General features: G+C 71.1%; 11 protein-coding genes. 10 read left to right on the top strand and 1 reads right to left on the bottom strand.

All coding sequences use genetic code 11. From position 1 onward, the window contains the following. Window positions 1-192: 192 nt before the first annotated feature. Entirely contained in the window at window positions 193-1419 is a 1227-nt protein-coding gene (locus tag JOE55_RS12025) for an MFS transporter (RefSeq protein ID WP_204783035.1), read from the bottom strand. A gap of 172 nt (window positions 1420-1591) precedes the next feature. On the opposite strand from JOE55_RS12025, the gene ftsY reads away from it, so the two are divergent. The 10 genes from ftsY (at window position 1592) to JOE55_RS12075 (ending at window position 13244) form a co-directional block, all read left to right on the top strand. Next, a complete protein-coding gene (gene ftsY, locus JOE55_RS12030) occupies window positions 1592-2761 on the top strand; it encodes a signal recognition particle-docking protein FtsY (RefSeq protein WP_204783036.1) in 1170 nt (389 codons plus the stop codon). A gap of 263 nt (window positions 2762-3024) precedes the next feature. After that, complete coding sequence (locus JOE55_RS12035) at window positions 3025-4347, top strand: ammonium transporter (RefSeq protein WP_204783037.1); 1323 nt, start codon at window positions 3025-3027, stop codon at window positions 4345-4347. Then, window positions 4344-4682, top strand: a complete 339-nt coding sequence (locus JOE55_RS12040) for a P-II family nitrogen regulator (RefSeq protein WP_024290723.1) — start codon at window positions 4344-4346, stop codon at window positions 4680-4682. Before JOE55_RS12035 ends, JOE55_RS12040 begins: the two co-directional genes overlap by 4 nt. Window positions 4683-4883: 201 nt before the next feature. Continuing rightward, the gene (gene ffh / locus JOE55_RS12045) at window positions 4884-6515 is read left to right on the top strand and encodes a signal recognition particle protein (RefSeq protein ID WP_204783038.1); all 1632 of its coding nucleotides are present in this window, start codon (window positions 4884-4886) and stop codon (window positions 6513-6515) included. A gap of 41 nt (window positions 6516-6556) precedes the next feature. Further along, the gene (locus JOE55_RS12050) at window positions 6557-7039 is read left to right on the top strand and encodes an NUDIX domain-containing protein (protein WP_204783039.1); all 483 of its coding nucleotides are present in this window, start codon (window positions 6557-6559) and stop codon (window positions 7037-7039) included. An 82-nt stretch (window positions 7040-7121) separates the two neighbouring features. Continuing rightward, complete coding sequence (locus tag JOE55_RS12055; protein WP_204783040.1) at window positions 7122-8519, top strand: hypothetical protein; 1398 nt, start codon at window positions 7122-7124, stop codon at window positions 8517-8519. Window positions 8520-8587: 68 nt separating this feature from the next. After that, window positions 8588-10057: a histidine kinase gene (locus JOE55_RS13475; RefSeq protein ID WP_204783041.1), complete on the top strand. Its 1470-nt coding sequence runs from the start codon at window positions 8588-8590 to the stop codon at window positions 10055-10057. Between the two features lie 13 nt (window positions 10058-10070). After that, complete coding sequence (locus JOE55_RS12065) at window positions 10071-10856, top strand: response regulator transcription factor (protein ID WP_204783042.1); 786 nt, start codon at window positions 10071-10073, stop codon at window positions 10854-10856. A 178-nt stretch (window positions 10857-11034) separates the two neighbouring features. Beyond that, window positions 11035-12000, top strand: coding sequence for an ABC transporter ATP-binding protein (locus tag JOE55_RS12070; RefSeq protein WP_006215081.1), 966 nt, complete (start codon window positions 11035-11037; stop codon window positions 11998-12000). Further along, entirely contained in the window at window positions 11997-13244 is a 1248-nt protein-coding gene (locus tag JOE55_RS12075) for an ABC transporter permease (protein ID WP_204783044.1), read from the top strand. The genes JOE55_RS12070 and JOE55_RS12075 overlap by 4 nt, the downstream gene beginning before the upstream one ends. The last annotated feature ends 185 nt before the right edge of the window (window positions 13245-13429 follow it).

Raw genomic sequence — 13429 nt, forward strand, 5'->3', positions numbered from 1 at the left:
GCCGACCAGAGCAAGCTGGGCGGTGGCCTTCCGCCCCATCGAGTGGCTGAATCCTCACGCCACCCCCAATTGACTGGCAGAACCCTCACCGTTCCAGCGAGGAACCGGTGACGACTCGGCCTGTCGATGACGGATCAGTCCGGATTCGGCCGCTCGATGGCGCGACGGGCCGGAATCGGCTGGCAGCGGCTCTCAGGAGTCATCGCGGTCTTCGTCGGGCACACGGGGGACGGAGCCGGTGGGGACGGCGTCGACGTCGGGGCGCTTGAGGGTGTCCATCACGGGGGTCCAGGCCAGCGCGGCCACACCCATCAGCACGCCGGAGACCAGGAAGGCCGGGCCGAAGCCGGCGGCATCCACGAGGGCCCCGGCCAGGATCGGGCCCAGGATCTGTCCGGCGTCCTGGCTCATCTGGAAACGGGAGAGCACAGTGCCGCCCGAGCGCTGCGGGCCGATGACGTCGGCCACGGCCGCCTGCTGCCCCGGGTTGAGGGTGCCCGAGCCCACGCCGGACAGGAACGAGGCCACCGCGAAGACCCACACGCTGTCCGTGAACCCGATCACCGCTGTCATCACGCCGGCCAGCACCAGACCGCTGATCACCAGCGGCTTGCGGCCCACCGAATCGGAGATGCGGCCGGAGAACGACAGCGCCACGGCGGAGCCGGCGGCGAACACCGTCAGTGCGACGCCGGACAGGGCAGGTCCGGCTCCGAAGACGGCGGAGGCGATCAGCGGGATCAGCGCCACGCGGATCCCCATGGAGGTCCATCCGTTGGCGAAGCCCGAGACCAGCGAAGCCCGATACGCCCCGAACTGCCAGGCCTCGCGGAAGCTCATCCGTACCTGGGCCTTGGCCGCCGCACGGTCCTGCAGCGACTGCGGCGGGATCTGCCAGAAGACGACGGCCGCGGCCAGCAGGATCGCGGCGCCGTAGATGAGGAACGGCGCCTGCATGCCGAATCCCGCCAGCAGCCCGCCGATCACCGGCCCCAGGATCCCGCCGATCAGGAAGGTCGAGGCGTACATGCCCGAGATCCGCCCGCGCGAATTCGGCGGCGCCAGGCGCACGATCAGGCCCATGGCGGAGATGGTGAACATGGTGGAGCCGAGTCCGCCCAGGCCGCGGAAGAGCAGCAGCTGCCAGTAGGAGCCGGCGAACGCCGTGGCGAACGACGACAGCGCCACGATCACCAGGCCGATGAGATAGGTCCGGCGCTCGCCGATGGCATCCAGGATGCGACCGCCGGCCGGGGCGAACATCAGTCTGCAGAATGCGAAGGCCGAGACGACGGCTGAGGCGGCGGCCACCCCCACTCCGAAGCTCGACGCGTACTGGGGCAGCACCGGGGCCACCAGGCCGTAGCCGACCGCGATCGCGAAGGCCGCGGCGATCAGCACCAGGATCTCCCGCGGCACCGGGGTCCGGGCAGGAGACTTCGATCGCGACGACCGGTCGGAGGACCTGCGCGCAGCGGGGTCCGGGGAGGAAGAGGAGGAGGCCATCACCAGCGCAGTCTAGGAGAGGGCGCTGACGCCGCAGGCGCGTGCGGGCACCGCCCCTCGGCGGCCCCCGCCGAATCGTGGTGCAATGGGGGACGTGGACCAGATACTCGCTCAGATCCCTGTCTTCGTGTACGTGCTGATCGCCGTGGTGGTGCTGGCGCTGCTGGGCTTCGTGCTGCTGCGCGGGCCCAAGGCGCCTCCCGGCGGCTACGACTCGACCCGCGACGCCGATGACCCGGCCCCGGGAGCCTCCGGCGATGGCTCCGACGAGCATGCCCGGGCCGGGGGAGGAACCGCGACCGAGACCAAGGCGCCGTCGCTGGACACCCCCGAATCGGCCGGCTCCCGCATGGCCCGGCTGCGCGGCCGCCTGGCCAAGTCCAACAACGTGTTCGGCCGCGGCCTGCTGGCGCTGCTGTCCCGCGATCACATCGACCAGGACGTCTGGGACGAGATCGAGGAGACGCTGCTCATGGCGGACCTCGGCACCGACGCCTCCATGGAGCTCGTCGAGAACCTCCAGGTGCGCGTCAAGGCGGAGGGCACCCAGGACCCGAACCACGTGAAGGCCATGCTGCGCGAGGAGCTGCTCAAGCTCGTCGACCCGTCCATGGACCGCTCCCTGGCCGTGACCCGCAAGGGCGACACCCCGGCCGTGATGCTCGTGGTGGGCGTCAACGGCGTAGGCAAGACCACCACCGTGGGCAAGCTGGCCCGCGTGCTCGTGGCCGAGGACAAGGACGTCATGCTCGGCGCGGCCGACACCTTCCGTGCCGCGGCCGCCGATCAGCTGCAGACCTGGGGCAACCGCGTGGGCGTGCCGACCGTGCGCTCGGAGGTGGAGGGCGCAGATCCCGCCTCCGTGGCCTTCGATGCCGTGAAGACCGGCATCGACTCGGAGGTCGACGTCGTCATGATCGACACGGCCGGGCGCCTGCAGAACAAGGCCGGGCTCATGGACCAGCTCGGCAAGATCAAGCGCGTGGTCGAGAAGGCCGCCGAGGTCGACGAGGTGCTGCTGGTCATCGACGCCACGACCGGGCAGAACGGCATGACGCAGGCCAAGGTCTTCTCCGAGGCCGTGAACGTGACCGGCATCGTGCTCACCAAGCTCGACGGCACGGCCAAGGGTGGCATCGTCGTGGCGATCCAGCGGGAGCTGGGCGCCCCGGTCAAGCTCATCGGCCTGGGCGAAGGTGCGGACGACCTCGCCCCCTTCGACGCCGAGCAGTTCGTGGACGCCCTGCTCGAGTAGGCCCCCTGGTGTGATCCCACAGATCGAGTGGCCTCGCAGTGTCCGTCCAGCTCAGACCCACACTGCGGGGCCACTCGTCTTGTCTCCGCCGTACTCAGGACACGCGGACGCTGCTCGATGACCGCAGCCCCGTTCACATGCCCGACACGAACGAGCGCGTGTTGTCACACGCCGGAAACGACGGTGCGACGCCGGTGACTCATGACCTCGCTTGACTCGTGCGCAGCGCCCGAGAGGGCCCGAGATGCGAGGAGAGACTGACGATGGACGAGACGACGCTGAGCGCGGTCGATGTGTGGACCGTGGTCGCCAGCGCCATGGTGCTGCTGATGACGCCCGGACTGGCCCTGTTCTACGGGGGCATGACCCGTGCCAAGGGCGTGCTGAACATGATGATGATGTCCTTCGCCGCCCTGGGTCTGGTGATCCCGGTGTGGATCCTGTGGGGGTGGTCGATCTCCGGCGGCGAGCCCATCCTGGGAGGCCTGGCGGGCAGCCCTCTGCAGGCGCCGGGGCTGGAGGACCTGATCGGCACGAGCGACCTGCTGGGCGTCGCGTTCTCCTGCACGTTCGCGATCATCTCGGTCGCGCTGATCTCCGGAGCCGTGGCAGACCGCATGCGCTTCAGCGCCTGGCTGCTGTTCGTGCCGGTGTGGACCACCCTGGTCTACGCGCCGCTGGCGTTCATGGTCTGGGGCGGGGGCCTGCTGGGCGCCGATGGGGCGATCGGCTCCCGATTCGGCGAGGCGATCGACTTCGCGGGCGGGCTGGTGGTGCACATCAACGCCGGCGTGGCGGCGCTGATCCTGATCCTGCTGATCGGCCCGCGACAGGGATTCGGGAAGGACTCGGGCCAGCGCCCGCACAACCTCCCCCTGGTCATGCTCGGTGCGGCCCTGCTGTGGTTCGGCTGGTTCGGCTTCAACGTCGGTGCTGCGGCCACCCCCGAGCAGGCAGGGCTGATCCTGATCAACACCATGGGTGCTCCGGCCACGGCCATGCTGGGCTGGCTGCTGGTCGAGCGGGTCCGCGACGGCCACCCGACCTCCCTGGGCGCGGCCTCCGGCGCGGTGGCCGGGCTGGTCGCCATCACGCCCGCCTGCGCCGATGTCTCCCCGTTCTGGGCCATGGTCCTGGGACTCGTCGCCGGCATGTGCTCGGCGGTGGCTGTGGCGCTGAAGTACCGCATGGGCATGGACGACTCGCTGGATGTCATCGGCGTGCACCTGGTCTCCGGCATCGTGGGGACCGTGGCCCTGGGCTTCATCGCGATCCCGAGCGCGGAGTCGGCAGGAGGGCTGTTCTACGGCGGCGGGCTGGCGCTGCTGGGCACGCAGGTCATCGCCACGGTCGTCTCGGTCATCTACTGCGCCGTCGTGACTCTCGTCATCGCCCTGGTCATCCGCGCGTTCGTCGGCCTGCGGATCACGGCGGATGCGGAGATCGAGGGCATCGACATCACCGAGCACGCGGAGTCCGGCTACAACCTCGCGGGCGATGCCTCCGGCTCGTTCCGCCCCCGTCGCCCGGTCCCGGGCAGCCTCGAGGACGTCATCGAGCGTCAGAAGAAGGAGCAGCGCGCATGAAGCTCGTCGTCGCCGTCATCCGGCAGGAGAAGTTCGCCGACGTCAAGGACGCGCTGGCCGCGTTCGGGATCCAGGGCATGACCGTCACCAACGTCCACGGCTACGGCCGCCAGCGAGGGCACTCCGAGGTCTACCGCGGTGCGGAGTACTCGGTGGACCTCATCGAGAAGACCCGCCTGGAGCTGGTTGTCACGGACCAGCAGGCCCACGAGGTCGTCGACGCGATCGCCGCTGCCGCCACCACGGGCCGGGCGGGCGACGGCAAGGTCTGGGTCACCCCCGTGGAGGAGGTCGTGCGGCTGCGCACGGGGGAGGGCGGCGAGTCCGCTGTCTGAACACGTCCCGCAGGCGCTTCAGCGCACGGCGTCAGGAGCCGAGCATGTGCTGACGGCGGGCATTGCTACCCTGGAGCACTGATCCGGTGCGCACTGCGCACCCCCAGGGGCGACGACGGCGCGGCCACCTGGTCGCGCCGTCGACGCGCGTCCAGGCCGGCCCGCCGCCCCAGACCATCGAAGATCCACAGCGAGGACCACGTGTTCAACTCCCTCTCCGACCGCTTGACCGCGACGTTCAAGAACCTGCGTGGGAAGGGCAAGCTCTCCGAGGCGGATGTCGATGCCACCGTGCGCGAGATCCGCCGCGCGCTGCTCGACGCCGACGTCGCCGTGCCCGTGGTCCGCGAGTTCACCGCCGCCGTCAAGGAGCGCGCGCTGTCGGCCGAGGTCAACGAGGCGCTGAACCCGGGTCAGCAGGTCGTGAAGATCGTCAACGACCAGCTCCAGGAGATCCTGGGCGGTCAGACCCGGCGCATCCGCATGGCCAAGACCGGGCCCACGATCATCATGCTCGCGGGCCTGCAGGGCGCCGGCAAGACCACGCTGGCCGGCAAGCTCTCGTACTGGCTCAAGAGCCAGGGCCACCGCCCGCTGCTCGTGGCCTCCGACCTCCAGCGCCCCAACGCCGTGACCCAGCTGAAGGTCGTGGGAGAGCGCGCGGGCGTGCCGGTGTGGGCTCCGCACCCGGGCACCACCTCCGAGTTCGACGACCCCACCGGCGATCCGGTCGAGGTGGCCCGCGAGGGCGTGGAGCACGCCCGCTCCAAGCTCTACGACGTCGTCATCGTGGACACCGCCGGCCGCCTGGGCGTCGACCAGCCCCTCATGCGCCAGGCCCGCGACATCCGCGACGCCGTCCAGCCGGACGAGGTCCTGTTCGTCATCGACGCCATGATCGGCCAGGACGCCGTCCAGACCGCCCAGGCCTTCAACGAGGGCGTGGACTTCACCGGCGTGGTGCTCTCCAAGCTCGACGGCGACGCCCGCGGCGGCGCCGCCCTGTCGGTGGCCTCGGTGACCGGCAAGCCCATCATGTTCGCCTCCACCGGCGAGGGCGTGAAGGACTTCGAGCAGTTCCACCCGGATCGCATGGCCTCGCGCATCCTCGACATGGGCGATGTCATGACCCTGATCGAGCAGGCCGAGAAGACCTGGGATCAGGCCGAGGCCCAGAAGATGGCCAAGAAGTTCGCCGATCAGGAGGACTTCACCTTCGAGGACTTCCTGGTCCAGATGCAGCAGCTCAAGAAGATGGGCTCCATGAAGAAGCTGCTCGGCATGATGCCGGGCATGGCCGGAATGCGCGAGCAGCTCGAGAACTTCGACGAGTCCGCGCTGACCCGCATCGAGGCCATCATCCAGTCCATGACCCCGCACGAGCGGGTGGCGCCCAAGATCATGAACGGCTCGCGCCGAGCGCGCATCGCCAAGGGCTCCGGGGCCACGGTGCAGGAGGTCAACCAGCTCATGGAGCGCTTCGGGCAGGCGCAGAAGATGATGCGCAAGATGTCCCAGGGCAAGGGCATGCCGAACCTCCCGGGCATGGGCGGCGGCGCTCCGGGCATGGGACCGCAGGGCGGCAACCCCATGGCCGGCATGCAGGGCATGCAGGGCATGCAGGGGCTGCCCGGCGCGGGCGGCGGCAAGTCCTCCAAGTCCAAGGCCAAGAAGAAGGGCTCGCGCTCCGGCAATCCGGCCAAGCGCGCGCAGGAGGCCGCCGCCGCGCAGAACCGCTCCAAGGCACCCACGGGCTCGTCGTTCGGCCAGCCCCAGCAGCCCGAGCAGAACCTGAAGGACCTCCCCAAGGGCTTCGAGAAGTTCCTCAAGTGACCCCGCAGCGGCCCCCGCGCCGCTGCGCGAAAGGCGCCACCATGTCGTCGTACCTCCCCGAGGACGAGCTCAAGGAATTCATCGCCTCGCTGCCGACCCGCCGCCTGGCGTCCTCGGCGCTGATCCGCGACCCGCACGGCCGGGTGCTGATCGTCGAGCCGAACTACCGCGACGGCTGGACCCTGCCCGGCGGAACGGTCGAGGCCGGGGAGGATCCCCGCACCGGATGCTTCCGCGAGGTGCTCGAGGAGGTCGGGCTGCAGCTGCCGGAGGGACGGCTTCTCGTGGTGGCCCACGGGCTCGCCGCCGGCATCTGGGGCGATTCGGTCGCGTTCCTCTACGACGGCGGCGTGATCCCCGAGGACACCGAGATCACCCTGCAGGAGGAGGAGCTGGACAGCCACCGCTGGGCGGAGCCCGGCGAGATCCTGGGGTACGTGGGCGATCGCATGGGACGGATGATCCTCAGCGGCCTCGAGCAGCTCGAGACCGGCGGCGTGTCCGAGTTCGTGATCGGAGGCTGAAGGACGCCCCGGCGCAGGCTCTCAGCGGAATCTGCTGCCCGCACCCCGGGGTCGTCCAGTGCCCGCGGGTAGCATGGCGCGCATGACCACCCCCTCTTCCGGACCCCAGCATCCGTCGTCCTCCGGCGCGGCCGGCGCAGGCGGAGCAGACGGCGCCCGGCACGGCCGCCGACGCGCGGAATCCCCGGTGGATCGCAAGACCTCCGCCCTGGACGGCTGGTCGGTGCTGCCTCTGGCGGTGCGGATCAGCAGCCGCAGCTCCGTGCCGGACGTCGAAGGCTCCGACCTGCTCGGCCCGGACACCGCAGATGCCGCCGAGATCGTGGGCTTCGTGCCCACCGCGCAGGGCATCCGCAAGGTCCTGGGCCACCACCGCGCCGTGGCCGCCGCCGCCGAGGGCTCCGACTACCTGCAGATCGCGGTCCTCGTCGACGACCAGGGCCGCACGGCCACCGTGGGCGAGCACGGAGCGGTCGTGCCGGGCCAGGGCGTCGAGGAGATCGCCGCCTCCGTCCACCGCATCACCGGTCAGACCCTCGAGCCGCAGCACCCCCGCCTGCAGCGGGCGCTGATCCTGCACCTGGATGCTCCCGAGCTGCCCCTGCTGGCCAGCAGCGCCGGCGCCACCTTCCGCGCGGTCAGCCGCGACGGCTGGTCCGTGCTCGTGCCCGACGACGACGCCTCGTGGTGGGCTCTGCGCACCGGAGTCACCGGCACGGCCGTGGCGCTGGCCTCGGACGGCGCCGCCCGCTCCCTGGAGGTCCTGCTCGACGGCGCTGACGGCGTGGGCCGCCATCCGGAGACTGCCCGGCCCGACCCCACGCGGATCTCGGCCGAGTCCTCCGGCGACCGAGCCGCCTGCGGGCTGTCCTGGGGCCCGGCCTGGTCTGCGGTCTCGATCGACGACGACGGAACCCCCGCCGCACGGCTGACCCGCGAGGTCCTCGAGCTGTGCGATGGCGAGACCACCCAGATGCACGTCGAGTCGGTGGCCTCGGTCTTCGACCTGGACCCGGTGCAGACCGTGCGCCTGCGCAACTACGTCGACGGGGAGACCTCCTCGCTGGTGCTCGAGTCCGTGCTGCAGCTGCTCGAGCTGCCGGTGCTGGCCGCCAAGATCGTCGAGGGGCAGAAGCCGCTGTCGGAGATCGAGGGGCTGGAGCGGTTCGAGCCCACCAGCATGCGTGAGGCCGTCATGCAGGGCCTGGGGATGGAGCCCACGGACGACAGCACCTTCTCCCGCCTGCAGGCCAGGCTGGCCGAGCGCCCGGAGATCCTGCTGGCCGCCGCCGGGGCGCAGACCGCCGTGGGCATCGGGCTCGCCGCCCTGGGTCGTCGCGGGGGACGCGGCAGCCTGGTGCTCGGCACGCTGTCCGGACTCGCGTTCACGGATGCGGCCTCGCTGTCGGGGCTCTACGCCGTGCTGCGCAGGCAGCGCCGCCGTCGAGACGGCAGGCGGCCCGGCCGATCGCACGACTGAGCGGCCGCTGCCGGCAGATCCGTCGCGCGACGGATCCGCCAGGACGCGGCAGGCGATAGCGTGCTGGGGTGTCGCAGCTCAGCCAGGACCCCCGCCAGGATGTCGCCCCGTCTGCTCCCGCCCGGCCGGCTCCGCGACCCGAGTCCCGGCCCACGACCGCCGAGCGCCTGATCGGGGTCCTCTCCGACCCCTCGGATCCGGACTGGCGCCGTCCCGGGCCCGGTGCCACGGGGCTGCGCCGCGATGTCCTGGGGGCCCTGGCCCTGTTCGGGGTGGCCGCCCTCATCCTGGCCCTGCTCGAGAGCTTCGCCGGCACGAGCGAGAACCGACCCCGCTGGCTGGGCTATCTCATGGTCGCGCTGCAGATCCTGCCGCTGGCCGGGCGCCGCCGCTGGCCCGCTGCGGTCATGGTGGTCTCCACGGCGGTCTACGTGATCGGCTACTACCTGACACCCATGGCGGCGGGTCAGTCGGGGACGGTGCTCGGGCTGTACGTCGCGGTCTACACGCTCGTGGCCTGGGGGCCGTCGCGGCAGGTCGTGCGCATCATCGTGGCCCTGTTCCTGGTCCTTCTGCTGCTGTGGGTGGGCATCGACCTGGCCATCACGGGCTCGTACGCGGAGATGGTCGAGGAGCTCGACTCCCAGGCCGGGCCCTTCGAGCCCATGTCCGCCTATTCGGCCTACTCCTTCCTGCTCAACATCCTGGGCTTCGGCATCACGATCTTCCTGGGGTGGACCTCGTGGCGCTCGGCGCTGCGCGACCATCAGAACCGCGCGCAGGCCGAGCAGCTGCGCAGCCAGTCGCAGCGCCTGGCCCGTCAGGCGGTCGTCGAAGAGCGCCTGCGGATCGCCCGCGAGCTGCACGACGTGATCGCCCACCACGTCTCGGCCATCGGGATCCAGGCCGGGGCCGCCCGGAAGGTCCTGCACCGAGATTCCGAGCTGGCGGCCGAGGCGCTGCGCTCAATCGAGGGATCCAGCCGCCAGGCCGTGAGCGAGACCCGGCAGCTGCTGGGCGTCCTGCGAGCGGACTCGGACGCGGAGGCCGCCGATGGACAGCCGCGAGCGGAGACGGCGCCGGCGACGAGCCCCGGGCCCCGGCTGGAGGAGATCGAGCAGCTCGCACGCGAGCACGCCCAGCGCGGCCTGTCGGTGACGGTGACCTGGGTCGGCGGGGCAGAGGTCGCTGAGCTGCCGCCGGCCCTCGGGCTGTCCATGTACCGCTGCGTCCAGGAGGCGCTGTCGAACGTGGTGCGCCATTCCACCGCCACCAGCGCCGAGGTCGTGATCCGCAGCATCCGCCGTGACGACCACGGCTCCGGGGCAGCGCAGGCGATCGAGCTCGAGGTGCTGGACGGGGGAAGGCCCCGTGCGGGCAGCGCCGGCACCGGCTTCGGACTGCGAGGACTGCGCGAACGGGTCCAGCTCCACGGCGGGACAGTGGAGATCGGCAGCCGGGATCCCGGGCCCGGCTGGCGCGTGCGGGCGAGGTTCCCGCTCGAGAGGCTCGGTCCCGAGGCGCCCGACTCGGGATGAGAGGATCACAGCCATGACCTCTGTGCTGCTGGCCGATGACCATGCTCTCGTGCGCTCAGGTTTCGCCATGGTGCTCTCCGTCGAGGACGACCTCGAGGTCGTGGGCCAGGCCGCCGATGGTCGCCAGGCCGTGGAGAGGGTCGCCGAGGGCGGTGTCGACGTCGTGCTGATGGACGTGCAGATGCCTGACATGGACGGGCTCGAGGCCACCCGGCGCATCGTGGCCGCAGGCGGAGCCAAGGTCATCATCCTCACGACCTTCGACCGGGAGGACTACCTGTTCGAGGCGCTGCGCGCCGGGGCTTCGGGCTTCCTGCTCAAGAACGCCGACCCGGACGATCTGGTCGACGCCGTGCGCTCGGTGGCCGACGGTCACGCGCTGCTGGCTCCGGAGGCCACGGTGCGGGTGATCCAGCGGTGGGTCGCCGCGGACGCAGCGGCTCCGGGCGCTTCCGGCCCCCACGGCGCAGCCGCGCCGACGTCGGCAGCCGCTGCGCAGCGCACGACCGGGACGACCGCGACCAATCCCTCCGCCGGCCCAACCACCGAAGTCGGCGCATCGGGCCCGGGGCGTCCGTCCGAGGAGCATCGCCGTCTGCTGGAGGGCCTGACCGAGCGGGAGTCCGAGATCCTTCGGCTCATGGCCGAGGGGCTGTCCAACGCCGAGATCGCCCAGCGCCTGTTCGTGGGCTCGGCCACCGTGAAGACCCATGTGTCGAACGTGCTGGCCAAGACCGGCAGTCGCGATCGGGTCCAGGCCGTCGTGCTGGCGCACCGGGCCGGCGTCGTCGGGTCCTGAAGCGCACGATCTCGGGCCGCTCCGCCTCGCGGCGGAGGCGTCGTCCGTGGCCAGCCGCTGGGCTGTCCCGGAGATTCCGTCGCACGGCGGAGGACCGCGGCGAGGCCCGTCCCTAGGCTGGTCCCAGTTGCGCTGGGGGAGCTGCCCCGGCGCTGAGGCCGAGAGCTCAGGAGCCCACGTGAGCAGCACGCAGACAGCGCAGGAGACGCCCTCCGACGGCGCCGCGAGCCGCAGCACCACCTACTCGCCGCCCAGCCGGGGCCATCGGCTGGAGGTCCGAGGCCTGACCCGCACGTTCGGCGAGAAGACCGCCGTCGACGACGTCTCCTTCACCGTGGAGCCCGGGGGCATGACCGGGTTCATCGGGGCCAACGGCGCCGGGAAGACCACGACCATGCGCATGATGATGGGCGTGCTGCGGATCCATTCCGGGCAGGTGCTCTGGGACGGCCGCCCGATCACCGCCGCCGACCGCGCGGGGTTCGGGTACATGCCGGAGGAGCGCGGGCTGTATCCCAAGCAGGGGATCCTGGACCAGCTCGGCTACCTCGGTCAGCTGCACGGCATGGAGCGCGCCCAGGCTCTGCGCGAGGCCCAGCGCCTGCTCGAGCGCTTCGATCTGGCCGATCGGCCCAAGGACAAGCTCGAGACCCTCTCGCTCGGCAATCAGCAGCGCGTCCAGGTGGCGGCTTCCCTGCTGCACAGCCCGTCCGCCCTGATCCTCGACGAGCCCTTCTCCGGGCTGGACCCGGTGGCCGTGGACTCGATGGTCGAGCTGCTGCGCGAGCACATGGCCCGCGGCGTCCCCGTCCTCTTCTCGTCCCACCAGCTCGACCTCGTGGACCGGCTGTGCGACTCCATGGTGATCCTCTCCGGCGGCCGCGTGCTGGAGCACGGCACCGCCGACGAGCTGCGCGCCGCCCGCCCGCTGTCACATCGCCTGCGATGCAGCGAGGACGTCGGATGGGTGCGCGATGTCCACGGCGTGCAGGTCGAGGACCTCGACGGCTGCCGGGCCGTCGTGCGCCTGGACGACGACGCCGCACGCGCCGAGCTGCTGCGCCGAGCGCTGGAGCGCGGCCTGCAGGAGTTCACCGACCTGGCGCCCACCCTCTCCGAGATCTACCGCGAGGTGACCCGATGAGCTCTGCGACCCGATCCGACGGACCTGATGCCTCCGCACCCGGTGCTTCCGAGGAGGCCGGCGGCCCCGGTCGCACGGTCGAGCGCCCGTGGCTGACCGTGATGATGCGGGAGCTGGCCGTGAAGGTCCGCAACCGCTCCGTGCTGATCTCCACGGCGGTCACGCTCGTGCTGATCGTCGGAGGCCTCGTGGCCTCCTCGCTGCTCTCCGACACGGATTCGGGCAGCGAGCACGAGATCGCGGCGGTGGGCGCCGGCTCGGTCGAGATGGTCGAGGCCGTCGATGACAGCCTGTCGGACGACGACTCGGCGAGTCCGCGGGAGGCGACGCGTCAGGAGGCCGAGCAGCTGCTCGACGACGGCGACGTGGACGCGGCCCTGGTCCACGAGGACGGCTCGTGGGTGCTGCTCGGCGACGGCTCCCTCGATCCGGTCCTCGAGCAGGCCGTGACGCAGTCGGTCTCCAGCGCGACCATCGCCGCGAACGCGGCCAGCGCGGGCACCTCGATGGATCAGCTCGCGCAGGGCTCCGAGGTGCGGGTCGAGCAGATCGGCGAGGGGTCGGACAGCAGGGATACCGCGGCCTCGTTCGTGCTGCGCTACGTCTTCGCGATGCTGTTCTACATGGCGGCGATCATGTTCGGGACGGCGATCGCCAACTCCGTCCTGGAGGAGAAGCAGAACCGCGTGGTCGAGATCCTGGCCACGGCCATCCCGGTGCGCCAGATCCTCTACGGCAAGGTGCTCGGCAACTGCGTGATGGCGTTCGCGCAGATGGGCCTGTTCGCAGGCGCCGGTCTCCTCACGGCCTCGCTGCTCGGGCTCACGGACGACCTCGGCTGGGCGCTGTCGGCCTCCGGCTGGTTCATCGCGTTCTTCGTCGTGGGCTTCGCCGCGCAGGCGACGATCTGGGCGGCCCTCGGCGCACTGGCCTCGCGCAGCGAGGACCTGAACACGTCCATGACGCCGATCATGACAGTGCTCGTCGTCGCCATGCTGGCGGGGCTCATGGGCACCGGCACCTGGCTGACGGTCGCCTCCTACGTCCCGATCATCTCGTCGATCGCCATGCCGGTGCGCCTCCTGGAGGGCGAGGCGGCCGTGTGGGAGCCCTTCGCGGCCCTGGCCGTGTGCGGCGCCTTCGGCTGGGCCATGCTGCGGATCGGAGAGCGGGTCTACCAGCGCGCGGTGTTCCAGGGCGGGCGCTCGCTGTCCTGGCGCCAGGCGATGCGGCTCGAGGACTGAGACGGCGCCTCCGGCAAGCGTGAGCGGACTCGCACCGGGGACCGGGGCGTCATCGCCTGCAGCCTTGACAGATCTGGCACAATAGCCGGGTACCCGAAACGAGCGGACCCTCTCTCCGCCCGGATTCGCGTCCACAGGGTGCACCTCAAGATCGGCCCGCCCCACGGGAGCGTGACCGGTGCATC

It is taken from the genome of Kocuria palustris (assembly GCF_016907795.1).
Taxonomy (GTDB): domain Bacteria; phylum Actinomycetota; class Actinomycetes; order Actinomycetales; family Micrococcaceae; genus Kocuria; species Kocuria palustris.